This window comes from Persicobacter sp. CCB-QB2 (assembly GCF_001274635.1).
Lineage (GTDB): Bacteria > Bacteroidota > Bacteroidia > Cytophagales > Cyclobacteriaceae > Persicobacter > Persicobacter diffluens.
In genome coordinates this window covers 2,199,613-2,221,085 of record NZ_LBGV01000001.1, presented here as the reverse complement: position 1 = coordinate 2,221,085, position 21,473 = coordinate 2,199,613, and the positions used below count along the sequence as shown (strand labels likewise).

Sequence of the window (21,473 nt, the reverse complement as noted above, 5' to 3'; positions counted from 1 at the left end):
AGCTGAATTGATGAAGGAATTATAATGGAAAGCCGCAGTGATGCGGTTTTTTGTTTTTGTGGAGGTTTTCGCGCTTGGAGGTCGATTAAAACCGCACTGGTCGTTGCATTTTGCTACGACCCTATATAATAGGAGCGTCCGCTCCTGCAAATCATTGGCTTTTAAGGCGGTGATATCAATGCGCTAGACTACCTCAATATTGGTGGGGAAATGTTGTGTTGAATTCCCATGCATTGTCCCATTGACATTGTATAGGCAGATGAATTTTACCTGGATCAAAAAGGAGCGGACGCTCCAATAGTTTTGGGTCTTAGACACAGCCTAAGACCAGCAAGTGGTTGGCGCTCTAGTCCTAGTTTTGCTAGGATCTTATGCGGACATTCCTGTTTTTTTTGTTTCAGATTTCGCCTAAAACCAGTAGGGAGGAGGGAGAGTGCGTATTTCGGGCGAGCCCACACACTGGTCGTTGCATTTTGTTACGACCCTATATTATTGGAGCGTCCGCTCCTGCAAATCATTGGCTTTTAAGGCGGTGATATCAATCCGCTTGACTACCTCCATATTGGTGGGGAAATGTTGTGTTGAATTCCTATGCATTGTCCCTTTTGATATTGGGAATGCCCAGACAGGTGAATTATGGCTGAATAAAAAAGGAGCGGACGCTCCAATAGTTTTGGGTCTTAGACATAGCCTAAGACCAGCAAGTGGTTGGCGCTCTAGTCCAAGTTTTGTTAGGATCTTATGATCTTATGCGGATATTCCTGTTTTTTTGTTTCAGATTTCGCCTAAAACCAGTAGGGAGGAGGGGAGAGTGCGTATTTCGGGCGAGCCCACACACTGGTCGTTGCATTTTGCTTCGACCCTATATAATAGGAGCGTCCGCTCCTGCTAAAACCAAACGGATTTTAAGATGGTAATATCAATCGCTTGACTACCTCAATATTGGTAGGAAATGTATTATTTAATTTCGACGGATGATGTTTTTAGCATTGGTAATGTATAGGCAGATGACTTATGCCTGGATCAAAAAGGAGCGGACGCTCCAATAGATTTGGGTCTTAGACATAGCCTAAGACCAGGCAGGGACCAGGCAAATGATAAATTAAATGGATTAATACCTGGTCCTCAAGGATGAACAAACCCTACTCAAAGTTCGCCATACGCTCATGCAGCCATTCTTCATAACTCATCAGGATGTTATGATCCTCTTCTGAAAGCGGATTTTCCTGATCATCATACAGTTCCTGAATGCGTTGTAAAGCCATATGAGGGGTGAAACGATCTTTACCCGTTTTGTCCAGAATCTTCTGGTCTGTCCAGCGCTCGGTAAAGAATTCCATTTGTGCCATGGATAATTCCGGAGAAAGCTGTTGCTCATTTCTAAAAAGAATTCTTCGGCCCAAAGTGCGGGTGGTTTCATCCTTCATGGTGGAGCAGATATCATAACGTTCCTGCCAGTCACGCGCCTGATGGAAGGCCACATTCTGTTTTTTGATGCTATCATTCCAAAAGCCATTATAGATCAAGTCATCGGTATCAACGCCATCCACCTGCGGATAACGATAGTCCATTTGGAACTGACACATTGCCTGCCACTCCGTCCAATTTTCTTTGATCCACTGCACATTGGATTTCATCAGTGCACGACGTTCATCGGTGATAAAATCTTTCTGTAATCGCTCGAAGGGAAGAATGAACGGAGGCTCACCATATTTGCATCTCCAAACGCCACTTAATTCCTCTTTACGTTCTGTTTCATTGAGCTCAGCCAAATCCGCACGGTCCAATTGCAGGAAGAGATGCTGCTTCATATTGGAATGCCCCATATAAATTACGGGTGCCTGATAACCGGCATTCCCTCCAATGCGGTTATGCATCAATAATCCCCAGGTCAGTTGGCCCACCTCTCCCAGCGGTTTGTGTTCCACATATTTATCCAGTCGGGCATTGAAGGTGTTTTTGTCAAAATACTCCATTGCCCAGGACCAGATGGTTTTGTTGGCGGCCAGTTTTTTGGCCAGTGCAAGTGTCGCCTCTACATCCACCATGGCATCATGCGCCATACCATCGGCCAGTCCGTTTGCTTTAGATATTAATTCTAGCTTCATGCTTGGCGTTCCGTCCTCCTTATGCGGCCAGTTAATGCCCTCCGGATTAAACTGACGGAAGATGATGGCAATCGGTAGTAAATCTGCCCGCTTGCAACCATTGGCATAACCATGGGTGTAAGGGTCGAGCAAATTGCGGAAGAAGGCATGCCGGATCATCAAATCATCAAAGCCGATGGAATTGTATCCGATGCTGGTGGTATTGGGGACGTTCACCAGTTGGTGAATCCGTCGTACGGCTTCAAATTCATTCATCTCTCCTCGAAATTCCATCGGATCAATCTTGGTGGTCGTCAAGGCCTCCGGGGAAGGGATGACATCCGGGCGAATGTGTACGCGGAATTCATGGCGCTCCAGCTCATGGAAGTTTTCATCTGTTCTGATGGCGGCAAATTGCAGGATTTGGTCAAAAGCATGATGGAGTCCGGAAGTTTCCAGATCATAGAACAGATAAGTGCGCATGAATGAAAAATTAAATGTTGAAACTTGCGCCAAGTTCACTATTTCCATCGAAAAAAGGAAGTAGTAGACCGGACATAAAAAAACCGATGAATCAAATCATCGGTTTTGACTTTTTTAACCCGGATTATTCCTGCTTAAATCCTCGTTTAGCTGCCAGGCGGAAAAAATGAAGGAATAGTTTCCTATTTCGAGTTTTTTCCAACGAAGCAGATGAATGAGGAGAAAGCAAGCTTACCCAATTTTGGGCTATCGGAAATTTGGTAGGACAAATGACAACTAAATGATAATCAGTCTCTTCGGGTAGATCCTAAAACTAGCGGTGAATAATTCGGGTTAAATCAGAGATTGGCTGAGGTACTGCAATACCGGATCAATTTCTGAGGGTTTTAAGTATGGTTTTGGTAAATGCTGTACTTTGTTGAGCATTCCCCTGTCTACCAGTTCATTGAGGATGGGTAAGTATTTAATGGCGGTTTTCCCGATAAATAAATTATTCAAATCTCGACCTTTTGATTGTAACTGTAGAATCCGCTTGAAACCACTCAAATAAAGGTAATCTTTGGTAAAACCTCCTCCGCGATATACCCGGGCTACGATGTAATACAATTGATTCGGGTCCGGATTGTAATTTTCCAACAATTGCACATAAGTGGTTTTGAAGTCATTCCCCTGGATTAAGGAATTAACCGCCATGACTCTTAGGGCCAATTGTCGAAGTCGTTTTACTTCCAGAAAACCACTTTGCAATTCACTCAGGATGGCCAGCCCTTCCTGCGTTTCAGTGTATTCAGGCATGCCGAGTTGAAATAGTTTTAAAGGTTGTTCCTCCGCATTTACTCCAGTAAGCACATGAACGCCTATTTCGTGGTGTAATAATGCGTTGAGCCTGTTTTTATTAAAAAGAGCAGACTTTTTCAGGAGTAATTTTCGTCTTCGGCTTAGGACGTAAGCATCTGCCGCCTGATTTTCCTTTAGTTCAATATTAAAGTTAAAGCCATATTGAGCTCCCTCTTCATAGAAATAATCTTTAGCCTGGGCCGCATCAAAGATTTCTTCCTCACCGAAGTTTGGTGTTTTGCCAAATAATAAGAACTGGGCATTCGCGATGTCCTTTTCATTGGGTGCACCAAAGTGTCGGAGTGAGTTGAAGAAAAACTGATCCGTACCAATGGTATTGAGCATGTCAATCTTATCTGAATAAGCCTGAATAACATCCAAATAAAGCTGGCGAATATGTACGTCCTCAATCTCCGCTATAGGAAGTTTATACATATTGGCCTTAAACTCATGGGCATCGGTAGTTAAGGGCTTATATCTAAAAGATGGATTTTCGGAAAAATTCATTTTAAAAAATTTCCGTTTTTCCTGCTCCAGATTAATGGGGTTGATAGGAGTCAATAATTCAAATTTGCTCAAAAGCTTGAATAACTTTTGATCAAACTGAATCACATTTTTGGGAAGTGTACTCGAGAGCACATCCTCTTTATGACTAAAATTTAAGTTACTTCTATCATTAATAAATTGCTGTGAGTTCAAGGTAATGGCCTCCTTAAATCCTTTTGCCAAAGCCTGAATAACTTTGGGGTAGGGCTGACCAGTATCCTCATTCATGAAGATTTTCTTTACCTCGGTGGCCATCACCAAAGTGTTATTAAAATGTTCACGGACAAACCTTAACAATTCCCCCCTTCCATAGAAAATGTGGTTTACAGAGACATCCGGAATTAGCCGAGAAGATTTCATTCTCATCAGGGCGTTTTTCCAGTGGGTAATCTGTCTGTTATACCGCGGAATATCTAAGTTTTCAATTCCAATATTGAAAAGAAAGGATTGGTCATGGCGCTTGTAATTATAGGAATGCAGGTCATAGACAATTACGGCCTGAAACATTTTTTCCAGTTTCGAAATTAATGCTTTCACCACTTGATAAAACCGTTGATGTTTTTCCAGCGATAAAGCTTTTTCTGCTTCCGTTAAAGGGGTTTTCCAAACCTCTTTGCCCCAGGCAGATTCATAGACACAATTCTCCACTCCACGATTAAGGTCATATTCGTAGCGGGAGTCATTTCCAATTAAGGTAATGGGCATGGATTGAATAAAGGTGGCCGTATGCGGATCTTCCTCATACAACCTTTCCTTATCAGTCAGTAGGCAGTTTTCTTCTAGAGCAGGCCTTAGGCGATGGCCATTGTGAATGGCCGCGCAAACCACCGGAACATATTCATGAATTTTGATGAAAAAGTCATCATCATGGCTGGCCTCAAAGCAGATCCCCTGCTCAATATTGGCCAGAATTTCATCAAGACTGATTTTTTGCATTTTGAACGGTCATGCGATGTGTCATTCTTCTGTTAAGGGCAGATTCTTTGATTTTGATTACATCCTCGACAAAATCAATGACTTTTGTTTGTAGTTTAGTTCTGTTTAAACGATTTATACGGGTAATCCCTCCGGGGCTTAATACATTCACTTCAATGAGTTTTCCATTGATGATGTCAAGTCCTACGAAATAGAGACCATCGGCTACCAACTTAGGCCCTACCAGATCACAAATTCTTTTTTCTGCTTTGGTCAGGCTATGTTTTTCTTCTCTTCCTCCAGCGTGGATGTTTGACCGAACATCATTTTCAGCAGGTACTCTTTTCATGGCTCCAATAGGTTTGCCATTGAGCATCAATACACGAACATCTCCTTTGTCTGCTTCTTCAATGTACTCCTGGATAATGACGTATTTGTGATCTCTGATTCCTTTTTGGCCAGAGATGTAGAAATCCAGCAGGGAATTCATGGATTGACTCGCTTTCTTTTCCAAAACGATTACGCCACTTCCCCCGAAACCATCCAAAGGCTTCAAAATCATTTTTTCGTTATTGGATTCCTGAATCATCCGAAGCAGGTAGTCCTTGTTCTTGGATACATAGGTGCGGGGAATAATATCCGCCTGTCCGTCAAACATGGTGGCGGTATACAATTTATTGTTCGCCTTTCGGATGCCGTCAATATCATTGATGAAAAATACATCATCTTTCACCGCATCTAAAAAGTTCAGCATGGTGGTGTCCACTGGTGGGTTGGCACGTAGAAAGATGGCGTCAAATCCGGAGATGGGCAGCATTTTTTCTTTGAACTGCACCTTATCTCGGAATTTTACAGGATCCGCTGGTACTTTCTCCATGCTTTGCAGCAGGCGAACAAAGCCAAAAACTTCATTGGCCCGAACGGTCAGGTTGCTCGGTACCATTACTCCAACATTATGGCCTCTGGAATAGGCCTCATGTATAATTCGCAGTGTTGTATCGTTGTTACTAATCCGGTCCCAAGGATACATAATAAAACAGATATTCATTGTCAGATAAGTGGGGAATGCTCCCCAAATAGTGTTGTATCTGCTTTCGCGGCCATGAAATTAGTACAGGGTGCTTTAGGCCCCTCAGTTTTAGATGGTTTAAAAAGCTTGCAAGTGTAAGCAATAAAAATGAATTGTCAAGTTATTTGCAAAGAAATTTATCAAGATCGCTGCGTCATTGCAAGTAGTTGTGAGGTAGGGTTTTATCTCTTTGTGTCAAGGGGCGCTAGGATTATAATTCAAATCATGAAAAAAAAAGACCGCCGAAGCAGTCCTTAATTTTTACTTTGATTTTTTTTGAAGGAGTTCGTCATCTTCCCAGTCACCTTCTATCAGGGTTTTTCCCTTCGCATTCACCAGTTTTCCTTTGCCATGGCGAAGGTCATCTTTCCATTCTCCAATGTATTGTTCCCCGGATTTAAAATGGTAGGTGCCCTGTCCGTTTCTTTTACCTTTTTTGTAGGTGCCCACATAGTGGTCACCGTTGATCCAGTAGTATTCCCCCTCTCCATTTCTTAGGTTATTCAGCCATTGGCCTTCATAGAACCCTTGTTTGTTGAAGACCGCATATCCATGTCCTTCCGCCTGATTGTCCACGGCATGCCCGATGTATTTTACTTCTGCTCCATCATCCGTTTGAAAGGTTAACATCTTTTGGGAGGTTTGGGACTCCCGTAATTTAAGCTTAAGCTGTTGGTTTTCCTGTTCCAGCTCTTCCAAAACATTTTGCCTTGCGATGGCCTGTAGTTGAAGGCTGTCCAGTTGCTGTTCAAGGTGATTGGCCTTTTGTTTTTCTTTTAAGCGCTCCTCACTTAACTGATTTACTTTCCCCCCAAGCACTCGGTAATTTTTTGAAAGCCCTTCCAGTTCTTCGTTTTTCCATCGTTCTTCAGAAAACCAACTGCTGTCCATTGCTACAGGGTAACCTTCCGGACGGAGTGCTTCTGCTTTTTCGAAAAGTAAACTGGCCTGGGCTACTTTTTGGCTAAGAAGAAGGGAGTCAGCCTTGCTGATCAGTTTTAAATAAGCAATTTCTTTTTCCCATGGATTTTCAACAATAACGTCTTTCTTTTCCATCGAGAAGAAGGTGAAATTGATACTGGCTGAAATCACCAGTAATAATAAAAGGGTGGAGGTGAAGAGATGCTTTTTCATATTAATATCCTAGGTTGATTCTTGGTAAGAGATCTTTGATTTTTCGGGTATCCAAGCCAATGAAGACGTTGAATCGTAGAATATGACTGGCCTTATATTCATAGCCACTACTTTTTTGCCCCAGGGTGTACATGTGTCCGACAAAAAAGGTGATGTTGTTGTTCAAAACATAACCAAAACCATTGTAGGTACGGAAATCTTCCATGGGGTTGGCAACGATGGATTCCCCGCTATGCATAAATATCTCCGCACTAGGGGAGAAGAATAGGGTCTTTTCTTTAATTTCTTTGGAGTTCAGGGGGATGTAGGCAAAAATTTTATAACGGAACCGGTCGGTATAATCATGTTCAGAGCCAACTGAATTGTCTCTTTTCCATCGGTGTTCGAAACGAAACTGATGGTAGATTTTCATATTGTACATCGTGGGCATTTTTAACAGCCATTGATGCCAGATTCTGGGCTCATAACTGATTTTATCAAATTCTTCGTTGCCGGGCTCTGGGTGAAATTCAGTACCAATGTTGGCCCGATAACGGCCTCGAAGTAATCGTTAAAGAAAATATTTAAACCTGCACGGTTATATAATTGTCGCGGACGCCCGTAAAAAGACCAGACATCATCGATATCATTCCGAACCCGCCAGTGATGCTCTCCATAATACCCAAATCGCTCCGAAAATCTGACCTTTAAATAGGCACCGAACCACATACCGGTTTCCTCCATATTGGTGACTGATCCGCTGGGTTGTTCTTGTGCGGAGACCGAAAGCGGGAGTAATAGGATAACGAGTAAAAGGAAAATATTTCTCACAAAAGTGTTGTATTGATTCTTCAAATGCAATTTCGTTTTGGATTGTACCTTAACGGACTTCCAATAATAATGCAATTGGTGCCTATTGGTGATTATAAAGGCTGGAGAAAGATCTTATAAGTTGGTGATAGGATTTTCCCTCATTTTTAAGGCCAAAAAACCGTTTTGTGGGCCTGATTGGGAATTAACGGCTACTCGGTTTAATCCGGATTACAATTTTTAATTTTAAATACAGACTTGTGTAGGGGAATTTGTAGAGTTGGTGTGAGTTTTTTATCGGGAGGCTTTAATTTGGCATGCAGAAACAGGGGTGTAATGCCGTAAATTCTATACTGTCAATCCATGGATTGAGCGATAAAAAAATATGCCACAAGCGTATTTATGTCCCTTTTTAGAGTAGTTTTTCCATTAATAGAAAAATTGGATACATTAATTCAGATATCACTTAACTTGAATGAGGTGTCGGGAATTGCTTAAATCGGACAGGGCTTGAGTGCCGGTTTAATTTTTGATCAGTTCATCTTTTTCCCAAACTCCGGAAACAGTTTCTTTCCCGTCTTTATTGAAGATTTTTCCTTCACCATGTCGCAAATCATTTTGCCACTGTCCCACATATTTTTCGCCCGAGTGGAAAAAGTAGGTGCCTTCGCCATTTCTCTGCCCCTTTCTGTACTGCCCTTCATAGATGTCCCCGTTGGTCCAGTAGTATTTTCCGTCCCCGTCTCTTAGGTTATTGTGCCAATGTCCCTCATAAAATCCCTTTTTGTCAAATACTGCGTAGCCAAATCCCTCCGCTTTATCATTAATGGTATGTCCGATATATTTAACCTCAATCCCGTCTGGGTTAGTAAAACTTTTGATGCTCACGGCTTTTTCGCGATTTAGCTGCTGAAATTTGAGTTGATTGATTTCTCTTTCGGCTTCTTCCAGATTATTCAGTTGGATGGAGTGCATGATTTTGAGACTGTCGATCTGACCTACTAAATGACGAACTTGTTGGGAGTTTTGGTATTGCAGATTAAGACTGTCTGCTTTCAGGTTGGCATTGTCACGGTTGAGCGCTAGAAAGTCTTTTTCTATTTTTTTTAATTGTTCATTTTCCTGAAGGGTGAAGATCATTACACTGTCCAACTGTTCAGAGAGGTGGGCTGGTCTGAGGCTGTCCAATTGTTGGTAAAGCACCAATGCCTCCGCGTATTGTCCGCTATGTAGCAGGCTGTCGGCCATCCGTTTTGTTTGAAAATAATCCATCTCTGGAAATTCCTTGGTTTGTTTTTGATGTCGGATGGCGTCCCACAGGACGAGGTTGCCTAAAAGGGAGGCCACCAATAGCATCCCGATGATGATGGATGAAATACTGTTTTTTCCCATGATTAATATCCCAGGTTAATTTTCGGAATAGTATTATCCGCTTTTTGGGTATCCAGACCAATGAATACGTTAAATCTCAAAATATTGCTGGATCGATATTCATAGCCAGACGTTTTTTGGCCCAATGTATACATATGTCCTACAAAAAAAGTGATGTTTTGGTTTAGTACATAGCCAAAGCCATTGTAGGTACGGAAGTCTTCCATAGGGTTGGCCCCAATGGATTTTCCACTATGCATAAACAGTTCGGCGCTGGGAGAGAAGAAGAGGGTTTTGGGTTTGATTTTTTTCGTGTTCAGTGGAATATAAGCAAACAGTTTATACCGGTACCGATTGGTGTATTTATATTCTGCATTGACATCATTTTTACGTTTCCACCGGTGTTCAAAACGAAATTGATGATATATTTTGAACCGGCCAATTTGCGGCATTTTCAGAAGCCACTGGTGCCAAATCCTGGGCTCATAAGTTACTTTTTCATATTCTGGATTACCCGGCTCAGGAGTGAAGTTCAATACCAGCGTGGGGCCAATCACTCCTTCAAAATATTCGTTGAAGAAAATATTCAGCCCAAAGCGGTTATACATCTGTCTTTTTCGGCCATAAAAGGACCATACATCGTCCAGGCTGTTTCTTACCCGCCAATGATGTTCTCCGTAATATCCTAATTTTGGAGAAAATTGGATTTTTAAATAGGCCCCAAACCATAGGCCGGTTTCTTCCATGGTGGTGACCGAGGGTTGATCTGCCTTTTGGCCTAATGCCTGAAAAAATACAAAGAGTAGGCTAAGTAGGATTAATGTACTTTTTGTCATATAAACTTATCCGATTCCGCGGAGAAAAGTTTATAAAATCAGTAGCTTAATCAACAGAAATGATATTTTTTGAAAGCAGCTAAAAATTGAGAGCTTTAACTAATTTGGAACGAATCGGTTAGAAAAGCTAAAAAAAGGGCTTTGAGAGGCTTTCAGTGCTTAAAACCTTTATTCTTCAATGGAGAAGAGCTTGTTGGTAGCATGGTAATCCAATGGGTTGGCCAATAAGTCTTCGGTTTTATTATTCAGGATTTCTTCAGAAAAGGATAAGATATTTTGAAGCACTGACCTTACGCCAGCTGAACCAATGCTGACCCGGTTTACGCCTAAATTTTGTAGTTTCCTCAAATCAGGACTCAGTCGATTCAGGATGATGTTCAGGGGAGCATCAATCTGATCTTTCAGCTTTTTGACGGTATCATAGTCCGTTGCGCCTGGAAGGAAAATGCAATCTGCACCAGCTTTTTGAAATGCTTTGGCTCGTTGAGTAGCGATATTGATGTTCTCTTCAGTTTCCCCAATTTTTAGCCAAAGCACACAGCTTCTGGCATTAATGACAAATGGGATGCCCATTTCTTTTTTCAGGGCAGACAATCTTTCAATGACCGCAGTTTGGAACTCCAGGTCAGCCAATTGTCCGCTGGCTAATCCATCCTCAATATTAATGCCCACGGCTCCGGCCTCAATCACCTTTTTGATGCTTTGTGCAATGCTTTCCGGGCACTTTCCGTATCCCATTTCCATATCAACTGATAGGGGAAGGCTGATTCGTTTTTGAATTTGTTCCGTCAGGCTGAGAATGTCTTCCAGCTGAATTTTTTCTCCATCCGGATACCCCAGCGTATAGGCCATTCCCGCCGAAGTGGTGCCAATGGCTTGGAACCCGGCTTTTTGAAAAATAACAGCGCTACCCGCATGCCAAGCATTGGGTAAAATAAGAGGGGCCTGCTGCTGATGCAGCGACTGGAAGTAAAGTGCTTTTTCTTTTTGATTCATAGGAATGGGGTGAAAAAAAAAGCCAGCCCGAAAAGGCTGGCTTAATGATCTATCTGAATACGGATTATCCGTTAACAGATTTCATGTGCTTGATCAACTCGATTACTTTGTTAGAGTAACCCCACTCGTTATCGTACCAAGAAACAACTTTTACGAAGTTGTCAGTCAATGCGATACCAGCTTCAGCGTCGAAGATAGAAGTACGAGCGTCAGTTTGGAAGTCAGTAGAAACAACTGCATCCTCAGTGTAACCCAATACACCTGCCATAGCGCCTTCAGAAGCAGACTTCATAGCCGCTTTGATTTCCTCGTAAGAAGCAGGCTTCTCCAAGTTTACAGTCAAGTCAACTACAGAAACAGTAGGAGTTGGTACGCGGAAAGCCATACCAGTCAATTTACCGTTCAATTCTGGAATTACTTTACCTACTGCTTTCGCTGCACCAGTAGATGAAGGGATGATGTTCTGACCAGCACCACGTCCACCTCTCCAGTCTTTCATAGAAGGACCGTCAACAGTTTTTTGAGTTGCAGTAGTCGCGTGAACAGTAGTCATCAAACCGTCCTTGATACCCCAGTTGTCGTTCAATACCTTAGCGATTGGCGCCAAACAGTTAGTAGTACAAGAAGCGTTAGAAGCGAATACAGTACCTTTTTCGTAAGAAGTGTGGTTAACACCCATAACGAACATTGGAGTGTCGTCCTTAGAAGGAGCAGACATTACAACGTATTTAGCACCAGCGTCAACGTGAGCTTGTGCAGTTTCTTTAGTCAAGAAGATACCAGTAGACTCGATTACGTACTCAGCAGCAACTGCGTCCCACTTCAAGTCAGCTGGGTTACGCTCAGCAGTTACACGGATTTCCTGACCGTCAACAACCAAGTTACCGTTAGCTACTTCTACAGTACCAGCATAACGACCGTGAGTAGAGTCGTACTGCAACATGTATTTGATGTAATCTACATCCAACAAGTCGTTGATACCTACTACTTCTACATTCTCGTCAGCCATCGCTACGCGGAAAGCCAAACGACCGATACGGCCGAAACCGTTAATACCAATCTTGATTTTAGACATCACTAATTATATTTTTCGTGAATGGTTAACAATGTTACAGTGCAAATGTAGGAAGACGATTCAGTTTTTAAACAGGAGCAAGCCTTTTATTTTTATGATCTGCATCAGGTTTTAGTGTTTGACATAAAAAGGGTGTAAAATTTATATAAATCGCCGATTTTGGGGAGCTAAAGGAGGTGATTTTAAATTTTTGATAAGGAGAAATTTTGATGGTAGTTTCCGTAAAATTCCTCAAATGTTAGGATCCTGACAAAAAATAAGGCGGAGCTTACGTCCGTCTGAGAATTGGATTAATTTGTTAATCTCCTAAAAGAGAAATTTGTGCTTCTTTGATTTCCATATTGTGGAAGACTTGCTGCACATCGTCGAAGTCTTCAAGCATATCGATCATTTTGCTCATCTGTATAAACTCGTCGTCCGCTAATTCCACATAATTGTTTGGGATACGAATCAGGTTAGCGGCTTTGGCTTCCAGTCCGATTTCTTCCAGCTTTTTCTGCATGTTCCCGAAGTCTTCCATAGCGGTAGTAATTTGCAGTTCCTTTCCTTCCAGCTCTACTTCATCGGCTCCTCCGTCAATAAGTTCCAGTTCTAGTTCGTCCGCTTCAAATTCAAAATCTTCCGGGATCTCAATTTCAAAAATGCCCTTACGTTCGAAAATAAAATCGGTAGAGCCGTTGGTACCCAGCTTTCCCTGGTATTTGGAAATGGCATGTCGCACATCTTTCACGGTGCGGTTGGTGTTATCGGTCATGCATTCCACAAAAATGGCAACACCCTTTGGGCCGGTCCCTTCAAAGGTTTGGGTGATATAGGTTTCGCCTCCTTCGCCGGCCGCTTTTTTAACGGCCCTTTCGATGGTGTCCTTGGGGACGTTTTGCCCTTTGGCGTTTTGCACGGCGAGGCGTAGTCTGGGATTCCCGTCGGGGTCAGGACCGGATTCTTTCACGGCAACATGAATTTCTTTGATCAGCTTGGTGAATAATTTCCCTCTTTTTTTGTCCTGAGCGCCTTTACGGTGTTTGATATTGGCCCATTTACTATGTCCCGCCATATGAATGCTATAATTTTTTGATAATGGACAAAAATAAGCATTTTGGAAAAAGGTCAAAAAGTAAAGAAGCCTGCAGGCGAAATCCCACAGGCTTTTTAATTATTTTTTGAGCAATGAATTAAGAAACGAAAGTCTTTTTGTTCATTGCTTTAGCTTCTCCTTTAACAACCAACTGGTCCGTTTCAATATGACGGATGTTGGTCTCTACTACCGCAATATGCAATCGGCCAATGACTCTTTTTACCTCCAATTCAATGCGGTACATATCTCCGGGGTACATAGGGCCTTTGAACTCAATGTTTTGTCCCAGATATAGAGAGCCTTCACCAGGCCACTGCGTACCCATTACACGGGAAATAATGGAAAGTCCAAAAACTCCGTGAATCACCGTACGGCCAAACTCAGAAGTTTTCGCAAACTCCGGATCCACGTGTACCGGGTTAGTATCTCCTGTGATTTTGGCAAATTCATTTACTTCTTCCTGGCTGATAGAGAAGTCGTATTCGTATCGATCTCCTACTTTTAAAATCATGGTGTTATTATTAATTCAAGGCGTAAATGTAACAAATTATTCTGGTGTGACAGAACTTTCGATAATTTGTCCATCCCGCATTTCTAATTTTCTGTCGGTCATTTCGGCTAATTCCGGATTGTGCGTGACAATTACGAAGGTTAATCCCATCTCATCCCGCAATTCGAAGAATAAAGTATGCAGATTTTGCGCCCCTTTGGAGTCCAGATTTCCGGAGGGTTCATCTGCAAAAATGATCGCCGGTTTGTTGATGAGTGCTCTGGCCACGGCAACTCTTTGTTGTTCTCCACCTGAAAGCTCCGCCGGTTTGTGATTCATGCGGTGTCCCAGTCCTAATCTGTCCAGCAAATGCTGCGCTTCTAGCTCTGCGGTTTCTTTATCTACTCCGGCTAAATAAGCTGGCAGGCAAACATTTTCAATGGCAGTGAATTCCGGTAAAAGGTTGTGAAACTGAAAAATGAATCCGATTTTTTGATTGCGGAAGCGGGCCAAATCATTTTTGGAAAGCTTGGAAACGGATTCCCCATCAATGAAAATGTGGCCTTTCTCTGCCTTGTCCAAAGTACCCAAAATATGGAGCAGCGTGCTTTTTCCAGCACCTGAAGCGCCTACAATGGAAACAATCTCTCCTTTATTAACCTCCAGGTTTACCCCTTTCAGAACCTCCAGGTGACCAAAATAACGGTGAATGTTCTCAGCTTTTAACATAAATCGCCAAAGTTGTTTTTTCCCTTCACTGAATTTTGGAAAGGGAAATCAAAAATTAGATTTTTGCGGTCTGTTAAAATAGCATAGTCCAGATTGTCCTCTCTACATTTACCGCAACAATTCACAAACATAGTAAAATTTTAATCAAGCAGCCTGTTTTGTTAGGGTGCAATTCCTTGGTAATTTTCTCCAAAAAAATTACTTTCGGTAAAAGAGACAATCAATAACCTGAACATTAAGATGAACATTCACGAATATCAAGCAAAAGAATTGCTAAAATCCTATGGTGTTAAAATTCCGGCACAAATTGTGGCCGAAACACCTGAGAAAGCTGTTGAAGCCGCTCAACAGTTAGCCGAACTTACCAATACCGGAGTATATGTGATTAAAGCCCAAATTCATGCCGGAGGTCGCGGAAAAGGTGGCGGCGTGAAAATTGCCAAGAATATGGAAGAAGTGTATCAGTTGTCCGATAATATTATCGGTATGCAGCTGGTGACGCCACAAACGGGTCCTGAAGGGAAAAAAGTCAATAAGGTGATCGTTTGTGAGGATTCTTACTATCCGGGCGAGGGAGAGCTGAGTGAGATTTATCTTTCTGTTTTACTAGATCGTGCCAAAGGTTGTGATGTGATCATGGCTTCCACCGAAGGGGGGATGGATATCGAGGAAGTGGCAGAGGCTACACCAGAGAAAATTATCAAGGAATGGGTAGACCCGAAGGTTGGTCTTCAGCCTTTCCAATCCAGAAAAATTGCCTTTGAGTTGGGATTATCCGGAAAGGCTTTTAAAAATATGGTGAAATTCATCAATCAGATTTATGCAGCTTACCGTGGTATTGATGCCTCTCAGGTAGAGATCAATCCCGTTTTGAAAGCCTCAGATGATGAGATTATTGCTGTGGATGCTAAGATTAACCTGGATGATAATGCGCTTTACCGTCATAAGGATTTTCCTGCCTTAAGAGATGAGACCGAAGAAGATCCATTGGAAGTGGAGGCTTCAAAATCCGGCTTGAACTATGTGAAGCTTGATGGAAACGTGGGTTGTATGGTGAATGGTGCTGGTTTGGCAATGGCGACTATGGATATGATTAAATTATCCGGTGGTGAGCCCGCCAACTTCCTGGACGTAGGAGGTGGAGCAAATGCGCAAACGGTAGAGGCTGGTTTCAGAATTATTCTTCAGGATCCTAATGTAAAGGCGATTTTGATTAATATTTTTGGAGGTATTGTTCGTTGTGACCGTGTGGCTTCCGGTGTGGTGGAAGCGTACAAGAATATTGGAGAAATCAATGTGCCAATTATCGTGAGATTGCAGGGAACCAATGCGGAAGAAGGTGCCAAAATCATAGAGGAGTCCGGTCTATCGGTAACTTCAGCCATTATTTTGAAAGATGCGGCAGAGCGTGTAAAGGAAGCTTTGGCCTAAGCCGAAAATAAATAAGAAAAAAAAGGCGTCCTATGAGACGCCTTTTTTTATTCCCAGATCAATTGCCTTCTTGTGCTACCAATCATAATGGTAAACAATAAGGCCATACCGAATATGGTACAGGAGCAAAGTAATATTTGGTCTTTTGTTCTCAATATAAATTGCTGAATGTCTTCACTTCCAAAAATGGGATTAAACCACTGCATGGTCGGGATTTCTGCTGCCTGAAAAGCCAGTAAAGTGAGGAAGGCGACGAAATAAGCACTTACCCATTTGGTAAAAGCTTCCCAACCCACAAAAAAGGCAATTTGACAAACGGATAAAATTCCCCACAGAATCACCAGTCCTGAGTTCAGAAGGTCCCCTTGTGTCAGGGTGACGAATATGGGGTTGATGATAAATCCAAAGCTTTGTAGTTTGATCGCTGTCTCAGTTGATTTGCCTTTTAAGACCATGATCAGACTCCAAACATTCAATATCTGAAAGATGCTGAGGTAAAGAAATACCCGGTATAGCCCAAAGTAGGCATGAATTAAAAAGAAAACTACTGTGAGTCCAACAACTGCATATAAATAAAGGGCAGCGGCATATGCCTTCGGATCGGACTTTAATTTATCAAGTCCCAAAAAATTGCTTAAAGTGCTCATAAAATTGTTTGTAAAAAGTATTGCACTTCAAGGATAATGTGAATTTTTTAATTATAAAAGGGATTAAAATTACCTAAAAAGCATATTGTTCATGTTTTAAATAATAATAGTTATATTTTGCGCAAATTGAATCTCCGTAATTTTGGAGAGGAATAAGGGTCAAGAGGGCGATTTTGCGTAAATAAGTATTCGAATGATCGAAATAAATATCAATAAAAGTCAATTTTGTGAGGTTTGTAAATTTTTAAAAATTTTCTTCCTGAATGACCGCTTTTAATGTCCCCAGACCCTGACTGACCTCTTCCCAGCTTTCAATCGCAAAATCTATTTTAATAAGCCCGGCTGGTTGCAGATAGCCAACGGTTTGGTCGGTGAGCATTTCCGCCAGGTAAGGGATTCCGGGATGGTGAGCCACAATGGCTAAGTGATTGACCGTTGCATCGACCTGGTTAATAGCGCGCATTAACGTTCTTACTGTGCCATTGTACAGGTCCTCAATGTAGGAAAGCTTTTCGGTAGGTAAGGAAAGCTGTTCACTGATGAGCTTGGCCGTCATTTCAGTTCTTCGGGCGGGAGAAATGAGCATTAAATCAATATTCCAGTTTTGAAGTTTAAACTGTTCGGCGGTTTTAACGGCGGAAAATACGCCGTGCTGGGTTAATAATCTCTCGAAGTCGGGTTCATGGTATCCACCTTCCACTGCTTCTGCATGCCTGATAAGGAATAAAGTCTTCATTTTTTTGAGATCAATTTTTTTAGATTTTAATAATAGGGATTGAGTGGTTAACCTGAATTACTCACCGCTAAATTTAGCGGATTAATTTAAGTGATTCTCTTTCAGTTCAATTAAGTTGTACTTATTGATTTATTAATAGCCCGAATTTGGACATGCTTGCTTTCTCCACATTCATCAGCTTCGTGGGGAAAATGAAAAGGGAACTATTCCTTCATTTTTTTCGCCTTGAAACTAAAGGAGCATTTAAGCATGAATAATCCCGGTGAAGCGCGAATAATACCCGAAATTGGATACGAAAATTTGAAGGATAGCTACAGCGATAGGAGATAATTCCAAAGGATAGCACCATTAATTTTCCGGAATTATCAAATTTCGATATAGCGTTCAGGCCTCAATAAAGGCTTTTGTCCAGCAAAAGTAAGTTAAATGTGGGCTAAATAAACAGTCCGTCTAAATGAGGAAGCCAAAAAATGTAATTTTTTGTTTTTTAGAAGATAGACCTATTTTGTAAAAAGGTTTTTAAAAGGATGAAAACCACTTTTTTTCGATCATTTTACTATGGAGCAAAACTTCAAATTTAGGGATTTTGGTGATGATTTAGGATTTCTGATAAAAGTCCGAAATTAATTTTCTTTTTCAAAAATTTGAATTTCCCCATCAATTAAGGCTATGTTTGTAAATATGCACAACCAGATTAGGGCGTTTTGAGTTGAATTAAATCGATAAATAGTGCATATTCTATTTTTGTTTATGATGCCGCTTGATTCAGGCATTTTAATATAACCCGTGCAGCAACGATGCAAAAGAACTTGGTGATAGTGGAGTCCCCGGCAAAGGCCAAAACCATAGAAGGCTATTTGGGCGAGGATTTTAAGGTGGTTTCCAGTTTTGGCCATGTCAGAGACTTGCCTAAAGGAAATGGTGCCATTGATATTGATAATGGATTCAAACCTACCTACGAAGTAAGCCCGGATAAAAAGGAAGTTATCCGGGACTTGAAAAAACTGGCTAAGGATGCGGAGCTTATTTACCTCGCATCCGATGATGACCGCGAGGGAGAGGCGATTTCCTGGCATTTAAAGGAGACTTTAAAGCTGGAAGATGCTCGAACGAAGCGGATCGTTTTTCATGAGATCACCAAGAATGCCATTGTAAAAGCCATTAACAATCCAAGAACCATTGATGAGAATTTGGTCAATGCGCAGCAGGCCAGAAGGGTATTGGATCGCTTGGTGGGTTTTGAGCTGTCACCGGTACTTTGGAAAAAAATTAAGACGGGTCTTTCTGCCGGACGAGTACAGTCAGTGGCGGTTCGCCTGGTCGTGGAGCGTGAGCGCGAGATTGACGCCCATCAGGTCAGTTCTTTCTTTAAGGTGAAAGCCGTTTTCGATTTACCAGGAGGAAAAGAAGTAAAGGCGGAATTACCGGGTAGGTTTAATACCGAGGACGAAGCGCACGCTTTTCTAAATGATTGTAAGGGTGCTGAATTTAAGATTAATAATCTGGAGAAAAAGCCTAGTAAAAAATCTCCGGCCCCTCCATTCACCACTTCCACTTTACAGCAGGAAGCCTCGCGTAAATTGGGTTTTTCGGTTGCTAAAACGATGTCTGTAGCACAGCGCTTGTATGAAGCCGGTAAGATTACCTATATGCGTACCGACTCCCTAAACCTTTCGGATGATGCTTTAGCGGCAGCAGCGAAAGAAGTGGTGTCGGCTTATGGAGAGGAATATTCCAATACCAGAAAATATACTACAAAAAATTCTTCTGCCCAGGAGGCTCACGAAGCGATTCGCCCAACGAATTTTGCGCTGCATAAATTGTCAGCAGGTGAGCGCGATGAGCAGCGGCTATATGAATTGATCTGGAAGCGTGCTATTGCCTCTCAGATGTCTCAGGCGGAAATTGAGAAAACTACCGCTAAAATCGGGATTTCCAGCCGTCCGGAAGAGTTGAATGCGACCGGTCAGGTGGTGACTTTTGAAGGTTTCCTTAAGGTCTATATTGAGTCTACCGATGACGAGGAGAACAATGAAGAGTCCAAGGATATGTTGCCTCCATTGACGATTGGCCAGGTGTTGCGTCTGAATGAGATGGTGGCGCGTCAGGGCTTCACACGTCCTCCGGCAAGATTTACGGAAGCCTCTTTGGTGAAGGAACTGGAAGAAAAAGGCATTGGTCGTCCTTCCACTTATGCGCCTACTATTTCCACGGTGCAGCGTCGAAACTATGTGGTGAAAGAACCAAGAGACGGGGTGGAGCGTCCTTATCGCGAATTGACATTGGATGCAGCATTTGAATTTAAGGCTTTTGATAAGGTTGAAATTACAGGTGCTGAAAAGAATAAATTATACCCCACTGATATCGGGATGGTGGTGAATGACTTCTTAGTGGAGTATTTTCCATCAGTAGTTGATTTCTCCTTCACGGCAAAAGTGGAGAAAGAATTTGATGAAATCGCTCAGGGCCAGCAAAATTGGGATGAGATGATTGGCGGCTTTTATGGCGGATTTCATCAGAAGGTGGAACAAGCTGAGCAAATTGACCGTCGGGAGATCAGTTCCGCCCGTGAATTAGGAATTGACCCTAAAACAGGTAAAATGGTGATCGCTCGATTGGGTAGATTCGGGCCATTAGTCCAGTTAGGGGAAACTTCAGAGGAAGAAGGGGCAGAGAAGCCTCAATTTGCCAGTCTTAGAAAGGGGCAGTATCTGGAAAAAATTACCCTGGAAGAAGCATTGGAATTATTCAAACTTCCTCGTGATGTGGGGATGTATGAGGATAAAAAAGTAGTAGCGGCCATAGGTCGTTTTGGTCCATATATTCGTCATGATGGTAAATTTGTGTCCTTAGGGAAAGAATACGATCCCCTTTCGGTAGAATTGGATACTGCCATTGAGCTGATTGAAGCCAAGCGAAAGGCGGACCGGGAGAAATTTATCAAAGCTTTTGATGAGGATACTGAAGTACAGGTGCTGAATGGTCGTTGGGGTCCTTACATCAAGTTTGGTAAAAAGAATGTTAAGATTCCAAAGGAATTTAAAGAGAAACCACTTGAAATTACCTGGGAACAGGCCTTAGAGTGGGAAGCGGCTACCCCTGAAAAAGGTAAAAAAGCTGCGGCTAAAACCACTACCGCCAAGAAGACTACGGCCAAAAAAGCACCGGCCAAGAAGACTGCTGCAAAAAAGACAACCACAAAGAAAACCACTACCGCCAAAAAGACGACGACAAAGAAAGCGTCAACTACGGCTAAGAAAGTATAAATTAAAAATCCCGCGGATCACAGCGGGGATTTTTTTTATTCATATAATTCCGGTACGTAGGTTTGTTCCTCTCTGGGTGGGCGGATATAACCTTTGGATCTGTCTATTTCCGGCAGTTCAATGTTCTCATCAGGGATTTCCTCATAATCAATTTTAGAGAGCAAATGCGCAATGCAGTTTAATCTGGCGGCTTTTTTGCGATCTGCCTCTACTACATACCAGGGAGATTGTTTGGTATCGGTATAGGCAAACATCTGATCTTTGGCTTGGGAATACTCCATCCATTTTTCCCGTGATTTAATATCCATCGGACTAAATTTCCATCGCTTCATTGGCGTATTGATCCGTTCAGCGAAACGCTTTTCCTGTTCTTCATCACTTACCGAAAACCAGTATTTGATAAGAATAGTACCTGAACGAATGAGCATTCTTTCAAACAAAGGACAACTTCTAAGGAATTCCTCGTATTGTGTCTGCGTGCAGTAGCCCATCACATATTCCACGCCCGCACGGTTATACCAGCTGCGGTCAAATAGGACGATTTCGCCAGCGGCAGGTAAATGAGCGACATATCGTTGAAAATACCATTGCGATTTTTCCCTTTCTGTCGGAATTCCCAATGCCACCACTTTGCAAATGCGTGGACTCAGGTTTTCTCGAATACGTTTGATCGCACCTCCTTTCCCCGCGGCATCTCTCCCTTCAAAGATCACCACCACTCTTAATCCTTTTTCTTTTACCCATTTCTGGAGTTTGACTAATTCGATTTGTAAGCGCTCCAGTTCTTTCTCATATGTTTTTTTGTCAAGCTTGATGGTTTCTACTTTTTGAGACATAAGTGTTCATGGTTTTGTTTGATGGAATGATAATTAAACCGGATTATTCACCACCAGATTCAGGTAAGTGTGGTAAGTGACTCTACTTTAGTTTGTTGAAATTGGTTGTTCCGATTTCCAATTAG

General features: G+C 42.2%; 18 protein-coding genes. 2 read left to right on the top strand and 16 right to left on the bottom strand.

The features are described from left to right. Positions 1-1,142: 1,142 nt before the first annotated feature. From NG22_RS09835 to NG22_RS09775, 13 genes are all read right to left on the bottom strand, one after another. The gene (locus tag NG22_RS09835) at positions 1,143-2,570 is read right to left on the bottom strand and encodes an exodeoxyribonuclease I (protein ID WP_172674364.1); all 1,428 of its coding nucleotides are present in this window, start codon (positions 2,568-2,570) and stop codon (positions 1,143-1,145) included. 333 nt (positions 2,571-2,903) lie between these two features. After that, complete coding sequence (locus tag NG22_RS09830) at positions 2,904-4,889, bottom strand: flavohemoglobin expression-modulating QEGLA motif protein (RefSeq protein WP_053405585.1); 1,986 nt, start codon at positions 4,887-4,889, stop codon at positions 2,904-2,906. Further along, the gene (gshB, locus tag NG22_RS09825; RefSeq protein WP_053405584.1) at positions 4,870-5,916 is read right to left on the bottom strand and encodes a glutathione synthase; all 1,047 of its coding nucleotides are present in this window, start codon (positions 5,914-5,916) and stop codon (positions 4,870-4,872) included. The genes NG22_RS09830 and gshB overlap by 20 nt, the downstream gene beginning before the upstream one ends. A gap of 282 nt (positions 5,917-6,198) precedes the next feature. Further along, the gene (locus NG22_RS09820; RefSeq protein ID WP_053405583.1) at positions 6,199-7,071 is read right to left on the bottom strand and encodes an MORN repeat-containing protein; all 873 of its coding nucleotides are present in this window, start codon (positions 7,069-7,071) and stop codon (positions 6,199-6,201) included. Position 7,072: 1 nt separating this feature from the next. Continuing rightward, positions 7,073-7,543: a DUF2490 domain-containing protein gene (locus NG22_RS17620; RefSeq protein ID WP_253275722.1), complete on the bottom strand. Its 471-nt coding sequence runs from the start codon at positions 7,541-7,543 to the stop codon at positions 7,073-7,075. After that, positions 7,504-7,905 carry a hypothetical protein gene (locus NG22_RS17615; protein ID WP_157600984.1) on the bottom strand — a complete coding sequence of 134 codons (402 nt, stop codon included), beginning with the start codon at positions 7,903-7,905 and terminating at the stop codon, positions 7,504-7,506. Before NG22_RS17615 ends, NG22_RS17620 begins: the two co-directional genes overlap by 40 nt. A gap of 477 nt (positions 7,906-8,382) precedes the next feature. Next, entirely contained in the window at positions 8,383-9,252 is an 870-nt protein-coding gene (locus tag NG22_RS09805) for an MORN repeat-containing protein (RefSeq protein ID WP_053405580.1), read from the bottom strand. 2 nt (positions 9,253-9,254) lie between these two features. Beyond that, positions 9,255-10,067, bottom strand: coding sequence for a DUF2490 domain-containing protein (locus NG22_RS09800; protein WP_053405579.1), 813 nt, complete (start codon positions 10,065-10,067; stop codon positions 9,255-9,257). A gap of 168 nt (positions 10,068-10,235) precedes the next feature. Further along, a complete protein-coding gene (locus tag NG22_RS09795) occupies positions 10,236-11,063 on the bottom strand; it encodes an isocitrate lyase/phosphoenolpyruvate mutase family protein (RefSeq protein ID WP_053405578.1) in 828 nt (275 codons plus the stop codon). A gap of 64 nt (positions 11,064-11,127) precedes the next feature. Next, the gene (gap, locus tag NG22_RS09790; RefSeq protein ID WP_053405577.1) at positions 11,128-12,138 is read right to left on the bottom strand and encodes a type I glyceraldehyde-3-phosphate dehydrogenase; all 1,011 of its coding nucleotides are present in this window, start codon (positions 12,136-12,138) and stop codon (positions 11,128-11,130) included. 298 nt (positions 12,139-12,436) lie between these two features. Next, a complete protein-coding gene (locus tag NG22_RS09785; RefSeq protein ID WP_053405576.1) occupies positions 12,437-13,192 on the bottom strand; it encodes a YebC/PmpR family DNA-binding transcriptional regulator in 756 nt (251 codons plus the stop codon). Positions 13,193-13,310: 118 nt separating this feature from the next. Further along, positions 13,311-13,724 (bottom strand): MaoC family dehydratase, encoded by a 414-nt coding sequence (locus tag NG22_RS09780; RefSeq protein WP_053405575.1) that lies wholly within the window; start codon positions 13,722-13,724, stop codon positions 13,311-13,313. 36 nt (positions 13,725-13,760) lie between these two features. Next, complete coding sequence (locus NG22_RS09775; RefSeq protein ID WP_053405574.1) at positions 13,761-14,432, bottom strand: ABC transporter ATP-binding protein; 672 nt, start codon at positions 14,430-14,432, stop codon at positions 13,761-13,763. Between the two features lie 240 nt (positions 14,433-14,672). Between NG22_RS09775 and sucC the strand changes: the two genes are divergently transcribed. Next, positions 14,673-15,863, top strand: coding sequence for an ADP-forming succinate--CoA ligase subunit beta (gene sucC / locus NG22_RS09770; RefSeq protein ID WP_053405573.1), 1,191 nt, complete (start codon positions 14,673-14,675; stop codon positions 15,861-15,863). Positions 15,864-15,910: 47 nt separating this feature from the next. Here the strand turns inward: sucC and NG22_RS09765 are convergent, their stop codons facing one another. Together NG22_RS09765 and NG22_RS09760 are read right to left on the bottom strand one after the other, a co-directional pair. Then, the gene (locus NG22_RS09765; protein ID WP_053405572.1) at positions 15,911-16,510 is read right to left on the bottom strand and encodes a hypothetical protein; all 600 of its coding nucleotides are present in this window, start codon (positions 16,508-16,510) and stop codon (positions 15,911-15,913) included. 244 nt (positions 16,511-16,754) lie between these two features. Next, positions 16,755-17,246, bottom strand: a complete 492-nt coding sequence (locus tag NG22_RS09760) for a histidine phosphatase family protein (RefSeq protein ID WP_053405571.1) — start codon at positions 17,244-17,246, stop codon at positions 16,755-16,757. 797 nt (positions 17,247-18,043) lie between these two features. On the opposite strand from NG22_RS09760, the gene topA reads away from it, so the two are divergent. Beyond that, positions 18,044-20,512: a type I DNA topoisomerase gene (topA, locus tag NG22_RS09755; protein WP_053405570.1), complete on the top strand. Its 2,469-nt coding sequence runs from the start codon at positions 18,044-18,046 to the stop codon at positions 20,510-20,512. A gap of 35 nt (positions 20,513-20,547) precedes the next feature. Here topA and ppk2 read toward each other — a convergent pair whose 3' ends face one another. Beyond that, entirely contained in the window at positions 20,548-21,348 is an 801-nt protein-coding gene (ppk2, locus tag NG22_RS09750; RefSeq protein WP_053405569.1) for a polyphosphate kinase 2, read from the bottom strand. Positions 21,349-21,473 lie beyond the last annotated feature (125 nt).

What these genes read in the sequence shown, in the direction of transcription:
- NG22_RS09800 (WP_053405579.1), bottom strand. Translation starts at nt 10,067, where the DNA reads ATGACAAAAAGTACATTAATCCTACTTAGCCTACTCTTTGTATTTTTT.
- NG22_RS09785 (WP_053405576.1), bottom strand. Translation starts at nt 13,192, where the DNA reads ATGGCGGGACATAGTAAATGGGCCAATATCAAACACCGTAAAGGCGCT.
- NG22_RS09760 (WP_053405571.1), bottom strand. Translation starts at nt 17,246, where the DNA reads ATGAAGACTTTATTCCTTATCAGGCATGCAGAAGCAGTGGAAGGTGGA.
- gshB (WP_053405584.1), bottom strand. Translation starts at nt 5,916, where the DNA reads ATGAATATCTGTTTTATTATGTATCCTTGGGACCGGATTAGTAACAAC.
- NG22_RS09775 (WP_053405574.1), bottom strand. Translation starts at nt 14,432, where the DNA reads ATGTTAAAAGCTGAGAACATTCACCGTTATTTTGGTCACCTGGAGGTT.
- NG22_RS09835 (WP_172674364.1), bottom strand. Translation starts at nt 2,570, where the DNA reads ATGCGCACTTATCTGTTCTATGATCTGGAAACTTCCGGACTCCATCAT.
- NG22_RS09820 (WP_053405583.1), bottom strand. Translation starts at nt 7,071, where the DNA reads ATGAAAAAGCATCTCTTCACCTCCACCCTTTTATTATTACTGGTGATT.
- gap (WP_053405577.1), bottom strand. Translation starts at nt 12,138, where the DNA reads ATGTCTAAAATCAAGATTGGTATTAACGGTTTCGGCCGTATCGGTCGT.
- NG22_RS09830 (WP_053405585.1), bottom strand. Translation starts at nt 4,889, where the DNA reads ATGCAAAAAATCAGTCTTGATGAAATTCTGGCCAATATTGAGCAGGGG.
- topA (WP_053405570.1), top strand. Translation starts at nt 18,044, where the DNA reads ATGCAAAAGAACTTGGTGATAGTGGAGTCCCCGGCAAAGGCCAAAACC.
- NG22_RS09780 (WP_053405575.1), bottom strand. Translation starts at nt 13,724, where the DNA reads ATGATTTTAAAAGTAGGAGATCGATACGAATACGACTTCTCTATCAGC.
- NG22_RS09795 (WP_053405578.1), bottom strand. Translation starts at nt 11,063, where the DNA reads ATGAATCAAAAAGAAAAAGCACTTTACTTCCAGTCGCTGCATCAGCAG.
- sucC (WP_053405573.1), top strand. Translation starts at nt 14,673, where the DNA reads ATGAACATTCACGAATATCAAGCAAAAGAATTGCTAAAATCCTATGGT.
- NG22_RS09765 (WP_053405572.1), bottom strand. Translation starts at nt 16,510, where the DNA reads ATGAGCACTTTAAGCAATTTTTTGGGACTTGATAAATTAAAGTCCGAT.
- ppk2 (WP_053405569.1), bottom strand. Translation starts at nt 21,348, where the DNA reads ATGTCTCAAAAAGTAGAAACCATCAAGCTTGACAAAAAAACATATGAG.
- NG22_RS09805 (WP_053405580.1), bottom strand. Translation starts at nt 9,252, where the DNA reads ATGGGAAAAAACAGTATTTCATCCATCATCATCGGGATGCTATTGGTG.